General features: G+C 66.8%; 17 protein-coding genes and 1 pseudogene. 9 read left to right on the forward strand and 9 right to left on the reverse strand.

The genetic code is table 11. The features are described from left to right. The first annotated feature begins 2 nt into the window (after positions 1–2). The 3 genes from F3J18_RS16390 to F3J18_RS16400 are packed head-to-tail and all read left to right on the forward strand — an operon-like array spanning position 3 to position 5145. Positions 3–473, forward strand: a complete 471-nt coding sequence (locus F3J18_RS16390) for a DUF1795 domain-containing protein (protein WP_166913349.1) — start codon at positions 3–5, stop codon at positions 471–473. Positions 474–494: 21 nt separating this feature from the next. Beyond that, positions 495–4772, forward strand: a complete 4278-nt coding sequence (locus F3J18_RS16395) for a DddA-like double-stranded DNA deaminase toxin (protein ID WP_166913350.1) — start codon at positions 495–497, stop codon at positions 4770–4772. A gap of 1 nt (position 4773) precedes the next feature. Beyond that, positions 4774–5145 (forward strand): Imm1 family immunity protein, encoded by a 372-nt coding sequence (locus F3J18_RS16400; RefSeq protein WP_166913351.1) that lies wholly within the window; start codon positions 4774–4776, stop codon positions 5143–5145. Between the two features lie 31 nt (positions 5146–5176). Here the strand turns inward: F3J18_RS16400 and F3J18_RS16405 are convergent, their stop codons facing one another. Both F3J18_RS16405 and F3J18_RS16410 read right to left on the reverse strand, forming a co-directional pair. Further along, complete coding sequence (locus F3J18_RS16405; protein ID WP_166913352.1) at positions 5177–5392, reverse strand: hypothetical protein; 216 nt, start codon at positions 5390–5392, stop codon at positions 5177–5179. Between the two features lie 109 nt (positions 5393–5501). After that, positions 5502–6503 carry a YopT-type cysteine protease domain-containing protein gene (locus tag F3J18_RS16410; RefSeq protein WP_166913353.1) on the reverse strand — a complete coding sequence of 334 codons (1002 nt, stop codon included), beginning with the start codon at positions 6501–6503 and terminating at the stop codon, positions 5502–5504. A gap of 281 nt (positions 6504–6784) precedes the next feature. Here F3J18_RS16410 and F3J18_RS16415 point away from each other — a divergent pair, with 281 nt between their 5' ends. After that, positions 6785–7777, forward strand: coding sequence for an aldo/keto reductase (locus F3J18_RS16415; protein ID WP_166913354.1), 993 nt, complete (start codon positions 6785–6787; stop codon positions 7775–7777). A gap of 114 nt (positions 7778–7891) precedes the next feature. On the opposite strand, the gene F3J18_RS16420 is transcribed toward F3J18_RS16415, so the two are convergent. Beyond that, positions 7892–8458: a TetR/AcrR family transcriptional regulator gene (locus tag F3J18_RS16420; protein WP_166913355.1), complete on the reverse strand. Its 567-nt coding sequence runs from the start codon at positions 8456–8458 to the stop codon at positions 7892–7894. Positions 8459–8670: 212 nt separating this feature from the next. Between F3J18_RS16420 and F3J18_RS16425 the strand changes: the two genes are divergently transcribed. Then, on the forward strand, positions 8671–9318 hold the full coding sequence (locus tag F3J18_RS16425; RefSeq protein ID WP_166913356.1) for a TIGR00730 family Rossman fold protein: 648 nt from the start codon (positions 8671–8673) through the stop codon (positions 9316–9318). Between the two features lie 43 nt (positions 9319–9361). Here the strand turns inward: F3J18_RS16425 and F3J18_RS16430 are convergent, their stop codons facing one another. Further along, on the reverse strand, positions 9362–10225 hold the full coding sequence (locus tag F3J18_RS16430) for a LysR substrate-binding domain-containing protein (protein ID WP_166913357.1): 864 nt from the start codon (positions 10223–10225) through the stop codon (positions 9362–9364). 123 nt (positions 10226–10348) lie between these two features. Here F3J18_RS16430 and F3J18_RS16435 point away from each other — a divergent pair, with 123 nt between their 5' ends. Both F3J18_RS16435 and F3J18_RS16440 read left to right on the forward strand, forming a co-directional pair. Beyond that, complete coding sequence (locus tag F3J18_RS16435) at positions 10349–11986, forward strand: gamma-glutamyltransferase family protein (RefSeq protein WP_166913358.1); 1638 nt, start codon at positions 10349–10351, stop codon at positions 11984–11986. A gap of 89 nt (positions 11987–12075) precedes the next feature. After that, positions 12076–13395 carry an MFS transporter gene (locus F3J18_RS16440; RefSeq protein WP_025099280.1) on the forward strand — a complete coding sequence of 440 codons (1320 nt, stop codon included), beginning with the start codon at positions 12076–12078 and terminating at the stop codon, positions 13393–13395. A 66-nt stretch (positions 13396–13461) separates the two neighbouring features. Here the strand turns inward: F3J18_RS16440 and F3J18_RS16445 are convergent, their stop codons facing one another. Both F3J18_RS16445 and F3J18_RS38540 read right to left on the reverse strand, forming a co-directional pair. Then, positions 13462–14532: a saccharopine dehydrogenase NADP-binding domain-containing protein gene (locus F3J18_RS16445; RefSeq protein WP_126242516.1), complete on the reverse strand. Its 1071-nt coding sequence runs from the start codon at positions 14530–14532 to the stop codon at positions 13462–13464. Between the two features lie 80 nt (positions 14533–14612). Further along, positions 14613–14735: a hypothetical protein gene (locus tag F3J18_RS38540; RefSeq protein ID WP_275691126.1), complete on the reverse strand. Its 123-nt coding sequence runs from the start codon at positions 14733–14735 to the stop codon at positions 14613–14615. A 32-nt stretch (positions 14736–14767) separates the two neighbouring features. On the opposite strand from F3J18_RS38540, the gene F3J18_RS16450 reads away from it, so the two are divergent. Further along, on the forward strand, positions 14768–15820 hold the full coding sequence (locus F3J18_RS16450; protein ID WP_166913359.1) for an FAD-binding oxidoreductase: 1053 nt from the start codon (positions 14768–14770) through the stop codon (positions 15818–15820). A 29-nt stretch (positions 15821–15849) separates the two neighbouring features. After that, positions 15850–16536, forward strand: coding sequence for a M24 family metallopeptidase (locus tag F3J18_RS16455; protein WP_025099283.1), 687 nt, complete (start codon positions 15850–15852; stop codon positions 16534–16536). Between the two features lie 33 nt (positions 16537–16569). Here the strand turns inward: F3J18_RS16455 and F3J18_RS16460 are convergent, their stop codons facing one another. The 3 genes and pseudogenes from F3J18_RS16460 to F3J18_RS16470 form a co-directional block, all read right to left on the reverse strand. Next, positions 16570–17580: an AraC family transcriptional regulator gene (locus F3J18_RS16460; protein WP_025099284.1), complete on the reverse strand. Its 1011-nt coding sequence runs from the start codon at positions 17578–17580 to the stop codon at positions 16570–16572. A gap of 90 nt (positions 17581–17670) precedes the next feature. Further along, positions 17671–18867, reverse strand: a complete 1197-nt coding sequence (locus F3J18_RS16465; RefSeq protein ID WP_166913360.1) for a porin — start codon at positions 18865–18867, stop codon at positions 17671–17673. 146 nt (positions 18868–19013) lie between these two features. Then, positions 19014–19649: pseudogene (locus tag F3J18_RS16470) on the reverse strand (MFS transporter); the annotation flags it as partial.

Genomic DNA, 19649 nt, shown 5'->3' on the forward strand with positions numbered 1-19649 from the left:
GCATGACGGATTCCGACAGCCGTATCCGCATCCACGAAGGCAGCATCACGCTGCCGACGGGTTTCGAGGATCGGACTACCAATCTCTTCGTGCCGGCCGACCTGGCCGCGCAGCCGAACCTCAGCGTCGCGCGCGACTGGTTGAAGGACGGCGAAGCGCTCGCCGTCTACATCGATCGCCAGAGCGCGTTGCTCAAATCGCGGCTGCAGGGCTATCGCCTGATCGCGCGCGCGGCCGAGCGGCTCGGCGCGGAAGACGGCGGCATTGCCGGCGAACGGATCGACACCGCCTACCGCAACGGCGCGAAAACCGTGTTCCAGCGGCAAGCGGCGTTTGTCGTCGCGCCGGGGCGCGTGCTGATCTTCACGGCGTCGAGCGCGAGGAGCTTCGGCGACACCTACAACGCACTCTGGCGCGACTGGCTCGACAGCTATCGGCCGGATGCGCCGGAACCGGCGCCGAACCAGGCCTGACCCGCGCAAAGGAGACGTATCGTGTACGAAGCGGCCCGCGTCACCGATCCGATCGAGCACACCAGCGCGCTGGCCGGCTTCCTGGTGGGCGCCGTGCTCGGTATCGCCCTGATTGCCGCCGTGGCGTTCGCCACGTTCACCTGCGGCTTCGGCGTGGCGCTGCTCGCGGGCATGGCCGCCGGCATCGGCGCGCAGGTGCTGTTGTCGTTAGGGGAATCGATCGGGAAGATGTTCAGTTCGCAATCCGGCGCGATCACGCTCGGCTCGCCGAACGTCTACGTGAACGGCAAGCAGGCCGCCTACGCCACGCTCAGCAGCGTGGCGTGCAGCAAGCACAACCCGGTGCCGCTCGTCGCGCAAGGCTCCACCAACATCTTCATCAACGGCAAGCCGGCCGCCCGCAAGGACGACAAGATCACCTGCGGCGCGACTATCTCGGACGGCTCGCACGACACCTATTTCCACGGCGGCACCCAGACCTGCCTGCCGATCGACGACGAAGTGCCGCCGTGGCTGCGCACCGCCACCGACTGGGCGTTCGCGCTGGCCGGGCTGGTGGGCGGGCTCGGTGGCCTGCTCAAGGAAGCGGGCGGGCTATCGCGCGCGGTGATGCCGTGCGCGGCGAAGTTCATCGGCGGCTACGTGCTCGGCGAGGCGGCGAGCCGCTACGTGATCGGCCCGGCCATCAACAGCGCGATCGGCGGGATGTTCGGCAACCCGGTGGACGTCACCACCGGGCGCAAGATCCTGCCGGCCGAATCGGAAACCGATTACGTCGTGCCCAGCCCGATGCCGGTGGCGATCCGGCGCTTCTATTCGAGCGACCTCGATTACGTCGGCACGCTCGGGCGCGGCTGGGTGCTGCCGTGGGAGCTGCGCCTGCACGGGCGTGACGGGCGGCTCTGGTACACCGACGCGCAGGGGCGCGAGAGCGGCTTCCCGATCCTGAAACCGGGCCAGGCCGCGTTCAGCGAGGCCGATCAGCGCTATCTGACCTGCACGCCGGATGGCCGCTACATCCTGCACGACGTCGGCGAAACCTATTACGATTTCGGCCGCTACGAGCCGGGCTCGGGCCGCATCGGCTGGGTGCGCCGGATCGAGGATCAAGCCGGCCAGTGGTGCCAGTTCGAGCGCGACAGCCGTGGCCGCGTGCGCGAAATCCAGACCTGCGGCGGCTTGCTGGCCGTGCTCGATTACGAGCCGGAGCACGAGCGGCTCGCCGAGGTGTCGCTCGTCAGCGGCGATCAGCGCCGCCTCGTCGTGGCCTACGGCTACGACGAAAGCGGCCAGATGGCCTGCGTGACCGACGCGAACGGCGCGGTGGTGCGCCGCTTCACCTATGCCGACGGGCGCATGACGAGCCATTCGAACGCGCTCGGTTTCACCTCGGGCTATACGTGGAAGGCCATCGACGGCACGCCGCGGGTGGTCGCCACCCATACCAGCGAGGGCGAGGCCTGGGCGTTCGAGTACGACATCGAAGGCCGCCGCACCCATGTGCGGCATGCCGACGGTCGCCACGCGCAATGGCGCTACGACGCGCAATTCCAGATCGTCGAGTACCTCGATTTCGACGGCCGTCGCTACGGGCTCAAGTACAACGATGCCGGCATGCCCGTGATGCTGGCGCTGCCCGGCGAACGAACCGTGATGTTCGAATACGACGACGCCGGCCGCATCGTTGCCGAAACCGATCCGCTCGGCCGCACCACGAAAACGCGCTACGACGGCAACAGCATGCGGCCCGTCGAGATCATCTTGCCCGACGGCAGCGCCTGGCACGCCGAATACGACCGACAGGGCCGGCTGCTCGCCACCCGCGATCCGCTCGACCGAGAGAATCGCTACGAATATCCGAAGGCGCTGAGCGCGCTGCCGATCGCGCATGTCGATGCGCTGGGCGGGCGCAAGACGTTCGAGTGGAACCGGCTCGGCGAGCTGGTGGCCTACACCGATTGCTCGGGCAAGACCACGCGCAATGTCTTCGACGCATTCGGCCTGCCGCTCGCGCGCGAGAACGCGCTCGGGCACCGCTTGTCGTTCGACCTGCGCCCGACCGGCGAGGCGCGCCGCGTCACCTATCCCGACGGCAGTTCCGAAAGCTACGAATACGATGCCGCCGGGCTGATGATCCGGCACATCGGGCTGGGCGGCCGGATGCAGACGTTGCAGCGCAATGCGCGCGGGCAACTCGTCGAGGCGGTCGATCCGGCCGGGCGGCGAACCCGCTACCACTACGACACCGAAGGGCGGCTGCGCGAGCTGCAACAGGCCCACGCGCGCTACGCGTTCGCGTACAGCGCGGGCGGGCGGCTTGTCAGCGAAACGCGGCCCGACGGCGTGCTGCGCCGCTTCGAATACGGCGAGGCCGGCGATCTGGCGGCGCTCGAGATCGTCGGAACGGCCGATGATCGCGCTCCAAACGATCGCCCGGTTCGCGCGATCCGCTTCGAGCGCGACCGGATGGGCAACCTGTGCGTGCAGCACACGCCTACCGAGGTGACGCGCTACGAGCGCGACACCGGCGGCCGCCTGCTCGAAGTCGCGAGCGTGCCGACCGCGGCCGGACTGGCGCTCGGCATCGCGCCCGACACGCTGACCTTCGAATACGACAAGGCCGGGCGGCTGAGCGCCGAACACGGCGCGAACGGCAGCGTCCAGTACACGCTCGACGCGCTCGACAACGTGTTGAAGCTCGCCTTGCCGCACGAACAGACGCTACAGATGCTGCGCTACGGCTCGGGGCACGTGCACCAGATTCGCCACGGCGACCAGGTCGTCAGCGATTTCGAGCGCGACGACCTGCATCGCGAGTTGACGCGCACGCAGGGGCCCCTGACCGAGCGGACCGCCTACGACCTGCTGGGCCGCAAGATCTGGCAATCAGCCGGCTTCCAGCCCGACGCGCTTGCGCGTGGGCAGGGCCAGCTGTGGCGCAACTACGGCTACGACGCCGCCGGCGAACTGGCCGAGAGTAACGACAGCCTGCGCGGCAGCACGCAGTTCAGCTACGATCCGGCCGGCTATCTGACGCAGCGCGTCAACACCGCCGACCGGCAGCTCGAATCGTTCGCCTGGGACGCCGCCGGCAACCTGCTCGACGATGCGCAACGCAGCAGCCGCGGCTATGTCGAGGGCAACCGGCTGCGCATGTGGCAGAACCTGCGCTTCGACTACGACGCGTTCGGCAATCTCGCGACCAAGCTGCGCGGCGCGAATCAGCGCCAGCAGTTCACGTACGATGGGCAGGATCGGCTCGTGGCCGTGCGCACGCAGGGCGCGCGCGGGGTGGTGGAGACGCGTTTCGCCTACGATCCGCTCGGGCGGCGCATCGCCAAGACCGATAGGACACTCGACGTGCGCGGCGTAACGCTGCGCGAGGAAACGAAGCGGTTCGTATGGGAAGGGCTGCGGCTCGCGCAGGAGGTGCGCGACACCGGCGTGAGCAGCTACGTGTACAGCCCGGATGCGCCTTACACGCCTGCGGCGCGGGTCGATGCGGTGAACGCCGAAGCGCTCGCAAACGCCGCGATCGACAAGGCCAGACAGGCGACGCGGATCTATCACTTTCATACCGATGTGTCGGGCGCACCGCAAGAAGCGACGAACGAGGCCGGCGACATTGTTTGGGCCGGCCAATACTCGGCCTGGGGCAAGGTGGTGCCGAACCAGCATGCCCCCGCCCGGATCGATCAGCCGCTCCGCTACGCCGGACAATATGCCGATGACAGTACCGAGCTGCACTACAACACGTTTCGTTTCTACGATCCGGATGTCGGCCGGTTTATCAATCAGGATCCAATCGGGTTGATGGGGGGGCTGAATCTTTACCAATATGCACCCAACTCAATCGCGTGGACCGACTGGTGGGGGCTGGCCGGCAGCTATACGCTCGGTTCCTATCAAATTTCTGCTCCTCAACTTCCCGCCTACAATGGGCAGACTGTTGGGACCTTCTACTATGTAAACGACGCGGGCGGGCTCGAATCGAGGACATTCTCTTCTGGAGGGCCGACCCCTTATCCAAATTATGCCAATGCCGGGCACGTGGAAGGCCAGTCCGCACTGTTCATGAGGGATAACGGAATTTCAGACGGACTGGTTTTCCACAACAACCCTGAGGGTACTTGCGGATTCTGCGTCAATATGACCGAAACGCTTTTGCCTGAAAATTCCAAACTTACCGTCGTTCCGCCCGAGGGCTCGATTCCGGTCAAGCGGGGCGCGACGGGCGAAACGAGAACATTTACAGGGAACAGCAAGTCTCCGAAGTCCCCTGTCAAAGGAGGATGTTGATATGTACGCAGACGATTTCGATGGCGAAAATGACGTTGCAAGTCTTGACGAGCTGATCGAGTTTCTCGATAGAAAGCCGGCATTCAATGCCAACAACTTCACACTGACGTTCGAGGACGATGGTTTTCCTCAGCTTAATATTTTTTTGAAAGACGAGATTGCCGTCGTGTATTACATGGATGCGGGCGAAAATTTTGTTTCACAAGGAAAATCCCAGGAAGATGCAGTCGAGACATTCTATGAAAACAAGCTCGGCGGTGAAGTTAAGCTGGCAAAGAGCTGCGTTGTTTCCAGGGACGAAGCAATCGAAGCAGCAAGGCAGTTCTTTTCCACAAAAAAGCGACCCGACGTGTTGTCGTGGGATGAACTTTGAAATAATCGAACTCGATCTCCACTCCTGTTTTTCATAAATGAGGCAGCAGAATTTCGAGGTATTTCAAACGGCGCGGAGGTTGTACGGCATCGGCTTGAAGATCGGCAACAAAACGCTGCCGATCTTCGATTTCGCGAAAAGGATGAACCACGAAAATCGCACCGTATTGATAATGGAGTGCGTAACCTCGCTTGCCGAAAGCAGTATTGGAAACTACGCGTTCGACGTATCGTACAGCGAACGTCATCGGATCGAAAGCTGTGCGGCCGGCAGCATCATGACTTCCTTACTCCGTTGGAAGCCATTCTCCCAAGTTTCAACTGGTCCGAAAATCACCGGGCAGGCCGCGCCGACGCTCACGGAATCGAATAGGCCGAGGCGTGTGTAAACCTCTCGCCGATGACGTTGTAGCGAGCCTGCATCGCGTCGAAGAAATACTCCTCGTCGCGGCGCGATACCTTGAACTCGCCCATGTTGGAGTCGAACACGGTGAGCCGCTGGTCGCGCTCGTTGCGCGCCGGTCGGTGGACCGTGATGGCATGGCCCGTGCCGAAGCCGATGAGGCCGACGACATAGTCTCCCGGTGCGCGAGTCAGGGCATGCATCGATTCGCCGTTGAACAGGTCCGTCGCGCGGCTGACCTGGACGCCTTGTTGGCGGAAGATCTCCGTGATCGCCATGTCGGTTCTCACCGAGGGATCGTGCGATACCGACTGGATGCTCTGCTGATAGCTGACGTAGTTGTTTTGCACGTTCTGGGCCCTCCCCAGGGCCGCCGGGGAGCGCAGCGCGGCCAGGCTGTCGGCGTTCTGCCCGGCGGCGCCTGATCGACGATTGGCGAGCCACTCCATGCTCAGCCCGTAGCACACACCCTCGCCGATCTCCTGTCCTACCGAGTCCGCCACCTGGCCCATGTTGTAGCGATTGCCGAGGAAGGGCAGCAAGGCATCGCGGGTGCGTTGCTGGGCCAGTTCCCTGCCGATGTGCTGGATATTCGACAGGTCGGGCCGCTGAGCCTGTTGCGGCGGAGTCGTATCGTGGGCGGGATCGGACAAGCAGCACAGGCGGCTGATCCAGGAGCGCGACCGGACAGCCGGCGTGGTCTGTGACTGCGGCGGGTAATGATTGATGCCGGTTTGGGAATGATGGGCGGGAGGCGCGTGCCGCGGAGGTCTCGAGGACGTGCTGCTGCGCTGCGAGCGCATGGACGGTGGCAGGGCACCATAGGGGTTCGGCCGCGCGGACGGTTCGCCCGAGACCGACGGCGACGCATGCTGCGTGGCGGATTGCGGATCGTGCGATGGATGGCTGGTATAGGGGTTGTAGACCGGATTCGACTTGGGGAAATGAGAAGACATGAGTCGTGTACGTGAAAGTCAAAAGTCATTCTGATATGGCGACTCCTACTCTAGAGACTCGGCGCAGGCTTGGCGGCGATGCAGGCGAAGAAGTAGGGCAATTGGCGAACACGTTCCATCGCGCCGCGATCCGTGATCGAACCTCCATGCCTCGCGCAAGCCGCCGGCATCACTCGCGCCGTTGAGCGCAACTCATGAGTCGGCGTGTCAGAATCCCGAAGCAAAATCCGCGCGGTCGTCCCGACCTCGTCCCCCCGTCGTTCATTCCTATCGGAGTTGTCATGCAGGTTTCTCATCGCCGTTTCGGCCGCACCGGCTGGGACGTTTCGGAAGTGGGTTTCGGTGCCTGGGCGATCGGCGGCGCATGGGGCGACGTCTCTGACGCGGATGCGCGCCAGGCGCTGCACGCGGCGCTCGACGCCGGGGTCGATTTCATCGATACGGCCGACGTCTATGGCGACGGCCGCTCGGAGCGGATCATTCGCGAGGTATTGAAGGAGCGCGGGGGCCAGCGTCCGATCGTGGCGACCAAGGCGGGGCGCCGGCTCGATCCGCATGTGCTGGAAGGCTATACGAAGGCCAATCTCGAAGCCTTCATCGATCGCAGCCGCGAGAATCTCGGCGTCGATACGCTCGATCTGCTGCAACTGCATTGCCCGCCGACGGACGCCTATTTCCGCCCCGAACTGTTCGAGGCGCTCGACGAACTCGTCGCGGCCGGCAAGCTGCGCCATTACGGCGTGTCGGTCGAACGCGTCGAGGAGGCCTTGAAGGCGATCGAGTATCCGAACCTGGTGTCGGTCCAGCTCATCTACAACCTGTTCCGGCAGCGGCCGGCGCAGTTGCTGTTCCGCGAGGCGATCGCGCGCGATGTCGCGATGATCGTGCGCGTGCCGCTGGCCAGCGGCATGCTGACCGGCAAATTCACGGCGCAGTCGAGTTTCGCGGCCGACGATCACCGCAATTTCAACCGTCACGGCGAAGCCTTCGACGTGGGCGAAACCTTCTCCGGCGTGCCTTACGAGGTTGCCCTGGAAGCCGTCGAGGCGCTGCGCCCCCATGTGCCGCAAGGCGCGACGATGGCGCAGTTCGCCCTGCGCTGGATCCTGATGGAGCGGGCCGTGTCGGTCGTCATCCCCGGGGCGAAGAACGCTGCGCAGGCGAAGGGCAATGCCGAGGCGAGCGCGCTGGCCCCGCTGCCCGAGGACAGCATGGAACAGGCGCGGCGGATCTACGATCAGTTGATCGCGCCGCACGTCCATCATCGCTGGTGATCGGAGCCGCCGCTGCCGGCACGCGAGGCGCGCAGGCAGCGGCGCCGCTTGCCTGCGATCCGTCGCGGCCTGGATTGCCCCCGCAATCCCATCCGAGCGGCCGAGCCCGATCGATCAAGCCGTTTCCGGAATCACCATCCGCACCACCAGGTCGATATACGCATCGTCGATCTCGGCATAGGGCATCAGCAAGCGATAGTAGAAGGCACCAAACAGCAGGTCGATCATGACCGCCTCTTCCTGCGTCGACATGCCCGCCATCTTCAGGGCATTGCGTCCTTCCTCGCGTCGCGGCCCGATCCATTTCTCCCAGAATTCGCGCGCCAGCTCCGGGTCCGACTGCGCCGCGCCGATCAGGTGACGCAGCAACTCGCGGCGTGAGGGATCGAGCGCGCGCGCGAAATCGCGAAGCACGTTGCGGAAGGTTTCGCGCGGCGTCGAGCCCCGGGGGTAGACGATATGGGGCTGGATGTCCGCGAGGAAGGCATCCATGATCACCGCGGCGGCATTGGGCCAGCGCCGGTAGATGGTCGTCTTGGCCACGCCGGAGGTCGTCGCGATCCCGTCGATCGTGACGCGGCTCGGGCCCAGTTCGCGCGCCAGCTGCAGCGCCGCCGCCTGCACCGAAGCCGTTGTCGCGTTGCTCCTGGTACGTCCCGCGCGTCCTTTCTCCATCGTCATCCTGTCGATTCTCCTTGTCGCCGGGGCCCGCGGGCCTCCATCCACACCCAATTCATTCGATTGACATCGCTACGATGCGTAGCGTAATCTCCGCCCGAAACGCTACGAATCGTAGCGTATTTATGGGCGTGCTGCCCGGCGGCGCTTGCACGATCGACTCCCGATCCGGTCAAGCCGCGCCGCGACTCGCGCCATCCTGATCGGAAAGGAACATGGCAGACAAGGAAGTCAATTCGCAGCGGGGCGAGGATAGGGGCGTTCGAGCGGTATGTGTCTACTGCGGGTCGTCGCCCGGCGCCGATCCCGCCTTCATGGAGGCCAGCCAGGCGCTCGGGCGGGCATTGGCGCGGGCGAGGCTAAAGCTGGTCTATGGCGGCGGAACCACCGGCCTGATGGGCGCGGTGGCGCGTGGCGCGCTCGACGCCGGCGGGGAGGTCGGCGCGGTCATTCCGCGCTTCCTGATCGATCGCGAGGCAAACCAGGCATCGCTGACGATGTTCGAGGACCTGACGATCACCGACACCATGCACGAGCGCAAGCACCGGATGTTCGAGCGCTCGGATGCGTTCGTGGCACTGCCGGGCGGCATCGGAACGGTCGAGGAGATCGTGGAGATCATGACCTGGAGCCAGCTCGGCCGCCATCGCAAGCCGATCGTGCTCGTCAACACCAAGGGTTTCTGGAATCCGCTGCTTGCCCTGCTCGACCACCTGCGCGAGGCCGGCTTCATCCATAGCGGGCACCTGTTGCAGCCGATCCTTGCCGAGCGCGTGGAGGACGTGGTGCCTGCCATCCTGGAGGCAGCCGTTCCCGCCGGAACCTCGGGCGAGGGTGAGCCCTCGATCGTCGGGACGCGCTAGCCGGCAGGTTGGTTCCTCCGCCGACGCGGCTTGCGCCGCCCGCTCACCGGCGCAACATCTCCGCGATCGTCTGTGTGAGCAGGGTCTGCCGGTTCGCCTTGCGCTGGACCATGCTCACCGAGCGGATGAAGGTTCGCCCCGGCAGCGGCACCAGCCGCAGGTTCGGGTCGCTGCGCCATCCGCCGCCGCGCAGCACCGGCAGCACGCTCACCCCCACGTTGCCGCGCACCAGCGAGACGATCGTCTCGATCGAGTTCAGCTCCAGGTATTCGCGCGGCGCGATGCCGAGCTCGGCCAGCGCGCGGTCGATCACCACGCCGGTCGGCACGCGCCGGTCGAAGCGCAGGAATTCACGCTCGCGCAGGATGCGGCGCGCGTCGTCGCCGGGCGTCTCCCGGCTGGTCACCAGCATCAGCGGCTCCTCGTAAAGCGGCGTCCAGGCGAGCGTCTCGTGCAGCGCGCCCTCGGCGCTGTCCACCACCACGGCGAGGTCCACGTCGCCATCCTCGACCATGTGCGCCAGCTCGTTCGAGCGTGCCGAGGTCAGCCGCACCTCCAGTTCCGGATGATCGTTTTTCAGGTGCGCGATGGCCAGCGACAGCCCGCCGATCACCGATACCACCGCGCCGATGGTGACCGAGCCGCGCATGGTGTCGCCCGTGCTGGCGGGCAGCTCGTCGATCAGGGCGAGTATGTGCTCCACCTTGGCGCAGATCTCCCGGCCTTCGCGCGTGAGCGCGATCTGGCGCGCGCGGCGGTCGAAGATCGACTTGCCCAGCGCTTCCTCGAGCCCGCGCATCTGCAGGCTCACGGCGGCTTGCGTGAGCGCGGTCTTCTCGGCCGCCGTGGCGAACGAACCGCTGCGCGCCACGGCCTGCAGGGTGCGCAGCATGCGTAAGGTGAGCATGTAAATTAAATTTAAGTGTCGAGAAAAAATATTAAATTTTTTTGCCCGCGCGTTCAAGATAATCCAGGTATCGAGGTGGGCATGCGTGCCGCCTCCTTCCTCATTATCGGGATCCGAACTTCCATGACGAGCTTCGACTGGCAGAACCCCTATCCGACACCGCGCCTGCCGGTGTTCGCCCGCAACATCGTCTCGACCTCGCACCCGCTGGCGGCGCAGGCGGGGCTGCGCATGCTCTGGAAGGGCGGCAACGCGGTCGACGCGGCGATCGCGGCGGCCGCGGCCATCACCGTGGTCGAGCCGGTCTCCAACGGCCTGGGCAGCGACTGCTTCTCGCTGGTCTGGGACGGCGCGAAGCTGCATGGGCTGAACGCCTCGGGCCCCGCGCCGGCGGCCTGGAGCGTCGATTATTTCCGCCGCAAGTATGGCGAGGAAAACGGGCTGGCGAAGCAGCCCAAGCGCGGCTGGGACACGGTGACCGTGCCCGGCGTGATCGCCGGCTGGGAGGCGCTGCATGCGAAGTTCGGTTCGCTGCCGTTCGCTGACCTGATGGAGCCGGCCATCGAGATCGCCGAGCGCGGCCATGCCGTGGCGACCATCGTCACGCGCAAGTGGCAGGCCGCGATTCCCGAACTGCATAAGCAGCCGGGGTTCGCCGAGACCTTCATGCCGCGCGGGCGCGCGCCGGAAGTCAGCGAGCGTGTCTGTTTCCCGGGCCACGCGGCCACCCTGCGCCGGCTCGCGGAAAAAGGGCCGCGCGACTACTACGAAGGCGAGATTGCCGAGCGCATCGCCGCCTTCGCGCGCGAGGGCGGCGCGGCGCTCACGCTGGACGACCTGCGCGGCTATCGCCCGGAATGGGTCGAGCCGATCGGCAAGGACTATCGCGGCTACACGGTCCACGAGATCCCGCCGAACGGGCAGGGCATCGCGGCGCTGATCGCGCTGGGCATCCTCGAGCAGTTCGACATGAGCGCGTTGCCGCGCGACAGCCTCGAATCGCAGCATCTGCAGATCGAGGCGATGAAGCTCGCCTTCGCCGATGTCTACCGCTACGTCGCCGATCCGCGCTCGATGGAGGTCACGCCCGAGCAGATGCTCGATGCCGCCTACCTCAAGGAGCGCGCCAAGCTGATCGACCCGAAGCGCGCCACGCACTTCGGCTTCGGCATGCCGCGCTCGGGCGGCACGATCTACCTGTCCGCGGTGGACGAGCGCGGCATGATGGTGAGCTTCATCCAGTCGAACTACATGGGCTTCGGCTCGGGCGTGGTGGTGCCCGGCACCGGCATCGCCCTGCAGAACCGCGGCTGCGGCTTCTCGATGGATCCGGCCTCGCCGAACGTGGTGGCGGGCGGCAAGCGCCCGTTCCACACCATCATCCCGGCCTTCCTCACGCAACAGGTGAACGGCCGCCAGGAGGCGGTGATGAGCTTCGGCGTGATGGGCGGCGACATGCAACCGCAAGGGCATCTGCAGTCGGTGGTGCGCATGCTCGATTACGGCCAGCAGCCGCAGGCCGCCTGCGACGCGCCGCGCTGGAAGGTCAACCGCGATTTCACGCTCGACATCGAGTCGACCTTCGACGCGCAGACGGCACGCGGCCTGCAGGGCCTCGGCCACGAGATCAAGGGCATCGACGACCCCTACATGGACTTCGGCTCCGGCCAGTTCATCTGGAAGCTCGATCGCGAGGATCCGGAACGCGGCTACGTGGCCGCGAGCGATACGCGACGCGACGGGCTCGCCGCGGGTTTCTAGTCGGCCGGCGCCTGGCCGCGAGTCGGAGTTCCCGGCTCGCGGCGCGCGGCCATCGATGAGTAGAACAAAGCAAAGTGGGGAAGACTGGCATGGATATCGGGACATCGGCCGAGCAGGTCGCGCTCAGCCGCGGCATGATGCGCCGCATCGTATTCTCCTCGTCGATCGGCAACGCGCTCGAGTGGTTCGATTTTCTCGTCTACGGCTACTTCGCGCCGATCATCGCGAAGGTGTTCTTCCCCGTGCACGACGAATGGCTGTCGACCCTGCTGGCCGTCGGCACCTTCGGCATCTCCTTCCTGATGCGGCCGCTGGGCGCGATCGTGCTGGGCATCTACGGCGATCGCCACGGGCGCAAGGCGGCGCTCACGCTGGCCATCGCGCTGATGATGGCCGGCACGCTGGCGATGGCGGTCATGCCGCCCTATGCGTCGATCGGCATCGCGGCGCCGCTGCTGATCCTGCTCGCCCGCCTGGTGCAGGGTTTCGCGGTGGGCGGCGAGTTCGGCAGCGCGACCGCGCTGATGGTCGAGCACAGCCCGAACCGGCGCGGCTACTTCGCCAGCTGGCAGTTCGCGAGCCAGGGCGCGGCGGCGATCCTGGCGGCGGCCTTCGGTTCGCTGCTGGCCTGGTGGCTGCCGCCCGAGCAGCTCCAGTCCTGGGGCTGGCGCCTGCCGTTCTGCTTCGGGCTGGTGCTGGGGCCGGTGGGCTGGTACATCCGCTCGCACCTGGACGAGACGCCCGAATTCCTCGCCAACCAGCGGGCCGAGTCCATGCAGGCCGCGCCGCAAGGCAAGGCGCCGGGGCTCGGCCGTCAATGGGGCAGCCTGCTGCTGGCGGTCGGCATCGTCGCGCAATCGACGGTCGGCGTGTACATCCTGCAGCTCTACATGCCGATGTACGCGGTCAAGCAGCTCCACATGGCGGCGGCGACCTCGTTCGGCGTGGTCGTGCTCAACGGCGGCCTGCAGTTCCTGCTCTCGCCGGTGATGGGCGCGCTCTCGGATCGCATCGGGCGCGTGCGCATCATGCTGACCACCTCGATCCTGCTCGCCACGCTCACCTATCCGATGTTCGCGCTGCTGCAGCGCCATCCCACCCTGGGCTGGCTGCTCGTGCTGCAGGCCGCGGCCGGCATCTTCAAGGCGGCGTATTCGGGGCCGATGCCGGCCCTGATGTCGGAGATCTTTCCCGTGCGCGTGCGATCGGCGGGGCTGTCGATCGCCTACAGCCTCGGCGTGACGCTGTTCGGCGGTTTCGCGCCGACGATCGCGGAGGTGTTCATCCACGCGAGCGGCGATGTGCTCGCGCCTGCGTACTACGTGTCGCTCGCTGCCGTGATCTCGGGGGTATCGCTTGCCGTCGTGGGTTGGCGACGGCGAGATCGCGTTGGCGGCCGGCTTCGTTAGTCAAGTGTACGAAACGTCGGTCGCTTCAGGCCGGCATGCGGTCGTCGGTCGAGACGAACGCGCGTTTCATACGATCTCCAGCGGCCCCGAGCCGGGCAGGCTGCTCACCAGCCCGGCCCCGATCAGCCTGGACGGCGTGTAGGCGCCGCCGGCCGGGCGAGTGCGCATCAGATGGTCGACCACGGCCAGCGCGCCGTTGACGGTGAGGCTGTACACATGGTCGGTACGCACGCGCGCCGTCCTGCGCTCGCCTCGCGCATTGCGCACCTCTCCCCAGACATAGGTGGCCTGTCCGGCGCGCCGACGCGCATCCGGGCCGGTGACGGTCCTGCCGATGCGGGCCTTGAGCAGGTCCTGCACGGCGCGCAGGCCCAGCAGCGGCCGGACCAGGTTGCCGAGCCGGGCGCCGAGGACCATGCCGGCCGAGGCGGGGATGAACACCTCGATATTGGGAATGCCCGTGGTGGCGTAGGCCGTGGACACGTCGCCCCACGGAATAGTCATGGCGTTCTTCTCGCCATTGCCGAAGTCGATCCGGCGCACGCCATGGGCGAGCGGCACCGTCACGATGCGCCCGTCGCGACGGACCTTGCCGCCTTGCGGCATGCCCTCGACCAGGGTCTTGGCGGTGCCGGGCGAAAAGCTCGAACTCGAATCGAAGCCGAGGGCGAGATGCGTGGCATCCGGCAGGGCGGCCTTGAGCGCGGCCGCGACGCAATCGGTGGGAATCACGTCGAAGCCGACGCCCGGGCAGATCGTGATGCCCGCCTGCCGGGCGCGTTCGTCGAGCGACCGGGCATGCTCGAACACGGCGATCTCGCCGGAAATATCGAGGTAGTGCGCCCCGGCTCCGAGGCAGGCCTCCATCATGGGCGCCGCGGTCGCCGAAAACGGGCCGGCGCAGTGCATCACCAGCGTCTGGCCGTCGACCTGCCGCGCCACCTCCCCGGGGCGATCGAGGTCGAACACGCGCGCCTCCAGGCCCAGCTCCCGGGCCAGTGACTCGACCTTGTCGCGGTTGCGGCCGGCCAGCACCGGCCTGAGCCCGCGTCTTGCCGCCTCGCGCGCGATCATTTCCCCCGTATAACCGTTCGCTCCGTAGAGCATCCAGTCCGGCGTGCTGTGCTGTTGGTTCATCGGCGTGGTCCCTGGTGCGAGTTGCGCTGCTTGTCGGTCCTGATGGAGGTTCGACCTTAACGTTCAAGTGGTATTGAAGGTCAATAGGCGCGCGAGGGCAAGGAGAGGCTGGCCGAAGCGTGCCGGTTCTTCGCGGCATAGTGGTCCAGTTCCGGCGCCCTCAAGTGGTCCTTCAGTTGGTCCTCGACGATTCGTATAGTCACCCCCATGGAAGCATGACCACATGGGAGGCTCAATGCAGGCGCTGGTACAGAGCCTCGAACATCGAGGCGGATCCGTCGTGATCCTGGGTTTGTCCCCGGTGGACACGCCCTTGCGCTATCAGGAAGGGCAATATCTGAGCATCGCATTGCCGGGCACGGACGCGCATCGTTCCTATTCGATGGCTTCGCCCTGCCGCGCTGACGGCAGGATCGAACTCCACATCCGCCTGCACGAGCAGGGGCGGTTCTCGCGCATGCTGCGCGAGCAGATCCGGGTCGGCAGCACGCTTGAACTGTCCGGGCCCTACGGCGATTGCATCTGGCGGGTCCCGGCCGATCAGGATGCCAAAGTGATCCTGCTGGCGACCGGAACCGGCATCGCGCCGCTCAAGGCGATGCTCGAGAGGCACCTCGCGACGGCCGTGCGCAACGAAGTCTGGTTGTACTGGGGCGGCGACCGGCCCGGCGATCTCTACGCGGTCGACGCCTTGCGCTCGCTCGAGCGCGAGTACCGCCATTTCCATTTCGTGCCGGTCATGCGCACCACGAGCCCGGATTGGGAGGGCGCGACGGGTTTCGTCCAGGACGTGGCGGCCGCCGCCCATCCCTCGCTCGGCGACGCGTATGTATTCGCGTGCGGGGCGCCGGCCATGGTGCGAATGGCGCGCGAGCGACTGGTATCGCGCTGCGGCCTGCCCGAGGACAGGTTCTTCTTCGATGCGTTCGAGGCGTCCGCGGCTGCCGCCGTGATCGACGCGTCGCCGGACGCGAGCATCACGGTTGCGGTGTCGCTGCCCGACGGGACGCGCCGATCCCTGCGCTGCCCGGTCGGCGCGTCGCTGATGCAGGCGCTCGCCGCCGAGCACGTCGTGGAGGCCATCTGCGGCGGCAACCAGTCATGCGGCACCTGCCGCGTGAGGATCGACGAGACGGACCTGCCGAGGCTGCCGGCGATCTCGAGAGCCGAGAAGCGCCTGCTCGGCGCGCTTGCCGCCAGCGGGCCGTTCGACCGGCTTTCCTGCCAACTGGACATGCGAGCCGAACACGAAGGCCTGCGGCTGACCATACCCCCGAAAGACTTTTGACCAGGAAGACCATGCAAGACGAATCGCTCATGAACCCGCACGACAATCCGCTCGAGGCCGTGGGCCCGCATTACGACGCCGCCCAGATGCTGATCGCGCGCGAGCACACACGCGCCGCCGTCGAGGCGATCGCCGCCGCCATGCAACCGGGCATGGCCGAATCCGAGGCGATCGAGACCGCCAAGGACATCCTGGCCGACATGGGGCTGCTGCGAGGCTGGCACGACGTGTACGTCCGTTTCGGCCGAAACACCGTGCAGATCGGCGGCGCGCCGGCCGACCCGCACCGCGTGCTGGGCGAGGACGACATCTTCCTGGTCGACATCGGGCCTTGCTGGCAGCGCTGGGAGGGCGACGGCGGCGACACCTTCGTGACCGGCTCGAACCAGGAGATGGCGCGCTGCGCCGAGGACGTCAAGGCGATCTTCCACGAAGTGCGCCGCCATTGGCTGAGCACCGGCGCGACCGGCAGGCAGCTCTACGAGTTCGCGAAAGCCAGCACAGAGCGGCGTGGCTGGGAGCTGAACTTCGACTTGCCGGGGCATCGCATCGCCGATTTTCCGCACAAGGCCATCGTCAACGTGCCCTTGTCCGGCATCGAATTTCGTCCCTCGCAGGAGCTGTGGGTTCTCGAGATCCATATCCGCGACAAGGACCGTCGCTTCGGCGCGTTCTTCGAGGACATGCTGCTCGACGATTCGTATTTCGAGCGATGAGCGCCGCAGTCGCGCAATCGGGCTGGCCCGGCCTCAAGGCGTGCCGCGCGGCCCATGCCCCGTCCAGCGCTTGAACGCGCGCCGGAAGTTGTGCGCGTCGCTGAAGCCCACCTCGTGCGCCACGTCCTCGATCGAGAAGCGCGGGTTGCTCAGCAGCGTGCAGGCGCGCTTCCTGCGGATCGTGTCGATCACCGCCTGATACGACACGCCCTGGTCGGCGAGGCGCCGTCGCAGCGTGCGCTCGCTCATGCACAGTTGCGAGGCGATCGCCGCGAGCGTCGGCGCGTGCCGCAAGTCGCGCCGCACGATCCGCTCGATCGATTCGAGGAACTCGCTGCCTTCGGGTTCGGGGGGTAGGGCACCCTGCAGGAATTCGAGTACCTGGCGATGCGCGAGCGGGTCGTGCGTCGCGATCGGCAGCGCGCCGAGCGCGGCATCGCAGGACAGCAGGTTCTGCTCGCGCTCGAAGCGGATCGGGCAGGCGAATACCTGCTCGTAGTGCCCGGCATAAGCGGGCGGCGGATAGCTGAGTTCGATGCAGCTGGGCTGGAACGCCGGGCCGGCGAGCGAGCGCCCGATCTTCATGAAGCTGGCGAAGGCTTCCTCGACCAGGAAGGCCTCGATATCCGGTTCGAGGAACACATTGGTGGCGCGGATCGACAGCGTGCTCGCATCCGAGACCAGCTCGAAGCGCATCAGCGGGCCGGTGTGGCGCTGCAGCTCAAGGCCGACCGTGATGGCATCCTTCAGCGTCGGGCTGGTGAGCATCGCGTAGCCGACCAGCCCGATCGAGGCGATCGTCTCGCTCATCCCCAGCTCGATGCCGAGCGCCCGGCGCGGCGCCATCTCGATCGCGCGCCGGATCATCGTGCTGGCCTGGCGCAGCGAAATCCGGCACGAGGGGTTCGACAGATCCGCGACCTCGAAGCCCAGCCCGAGGCACAGCCGCGTGGGATCGATGCCCAGTTCCCTGCTTGTCTCCGCGAGGCACCGCAACAGATGGACCGGCAGATTCGCCGTCGTGTAACGGGCGGTATCGTCCATGGATGCTCCCTGTTTTTTTCCATGGATTGTACTCGTCCCGCCCGGCCGGGTCGCCCCGGCCGCCATTGCCCACATCCAGGCGGCCCGGCGTCAGAAATAGTGGCGCAGGCCGACGGTCGCGCCGAGCTGGTTGCTGCTGGTGCTCGGCGACTGGCCGTTCACGCCCACCAGTTGCGCGCCGATCAGGCCGCCGCGATAGACGGCATAGTCGACTTCCGCGTAGAGCATGCTGCGCTTGGACAGCCGGTAGCCGGCGATCAACTGGAACTGCCGCGCCCGGCCGTCGAAGTCCGGCGTATAGCCGGACTGGGTGGTCCACCACATGTTGGCCGCCGCGGTGAAGGTGGAGGTGAGGCGGTAGGCCAGCCCGGCCAGCGCCATCCTGCGGCGGCGGAAGCCGCCCGGCGCCGACGGATCGACCACCTGCTCCGGCGAGATGATGCCGAGCCCGGCGAGATCGGTCGGACTGAAAGGGCCGTTGCCGAACGAGGTGAAGTCGTTGTCGCGCGCGTTCACGATGTAGCCGGCGTTGACGGTCGCGTCGCCGACCGTCAAGGTGCCGCCGCCGGTGTAGACGTCGAACTTGCCGTGCGTGAAGTCGTCCCAGGAGCGCATGAAGGAGGCGCCGAGCGTGAAGGGCCCCTTGGCCGGCACGTAGGCGACGGCGCCGCCCAGCTGGCTGCCGAGCACGCCGCTGCCCGCCTGGCCGCCCGGCGCGTACTGCGCGAGCAGGATCAGGCTGCCGAGTTGCGCGCCGTACTGGATCATGTTGCTGGTGCGCGCGGCCGCGAGCATCGTCTGCTCGGGCTTGAACAGGTTGAAGTAGGGGTCCTGCGGGCCCGCCCACAGGTTCGATCCGTAGGTCAGCGACACCATCTCGAAGGGCACGTTGTACTGGCGGCCCAGCGAGAGCTGGCCCAGCGAACTGGAAGTCAGCCCGACATAGGCGATCTGGAAGAAGTTCGGCGAGCCGGCCGGCACGATGCTGCCGCTGTTGGGGCCGAAATGGCTTTCCACGTTGAACTGCGCGGACAGCCCGCCGCCGAGGTCCTCCTGTCCCTTGAGGCCCCAGTAGCTTTCCGTCAGCCCGCCGCCGTCGGTCATCGAGACCTTGCGGCCGGTCGAGACCGGCGTGCCGTCGGCGCCGTAGGACACGCCGTGCGTCTCGTAGCGGATGCCCGCGTCGATCACGCCGTAGAGCGTCACGCCGCTTTGGGCCTGCGCCGCGGCGCAGGCCAGGACCATCGTCGCGCAACAGGCCGCGCGAATGCCTTCATGACGATTCATTCTGGACTCCGCATCGAACCGGGGCCGGCGATGTCGCCCCGCCGGGAATGACTGTAGAAAGCCAAATTTTCCGGAACCAAGGCCGTGGCGGCCAATCTCGTGGTGCGCGGCGGCCAGGGTGCCGCGCGGCGAAGCGATCGGTTGGTTCAGGGCGAGGCGCGCGCCACGCTGCCGGGCAGCGTGCGGCGCAGCGCGAGCCGCACGCAGGGCACGGCGGCCAGCACCGCCAGGCACAGCACGTGGGCGAGGCGCGTGCCGCCGAGGCGATCGAGCAGCGCGCCTGACAGCGCCGTGCCGATGCCGGCCGCGAAGAAGGTGACCACCAGCGTGCGGGCTACCAGCGAGCCGTCGGGGTCGAGGTCGGAGAGCATGCCGGTCAGGAAGGGCACGATCACGAAGAACGCGCTGTTGAGCACCAGCTGGCTCAGGAAGTAGGCGCTGCCGCCGGTCGCGCCGAAGAACCACTCGATCGATCCGATCATCGCGAGCTGGGCGGCGCCGATCAGCAGCAGGCGATGCCGCCGGCTGGCGGGATGCGCGGGAATCGCGGCGCCGACGAAGCCGAGCAGGGACGATACCGACAGCAGCACGCCGATGGTGGTGGGCGCGAGCCCGGCGCGCGCGCCGACGAAGCCGGCGATCGCCCACTGCGAGGCCTGCACGCCGTAGATCAGCGCGGTGACCGCCCAGATCGCGGCGACCGGCTGCCATGGCGGCGCGTGGGCACGCACGCGCGCGGCTTCGGGGGCGGCCGCGAAGGCGCCGATGCCGCGGATGGCCGG

It is taken from the genome of Burkholderia sp. Ax-1720, from assembly GCF_011753035.1.
Lineage (GTDB): Bacteria > Pseudomonadota > Gammaproteobacteria > Burkholderiales > Burkholderiaceae > Burkholderia > Burkholderia gladioli.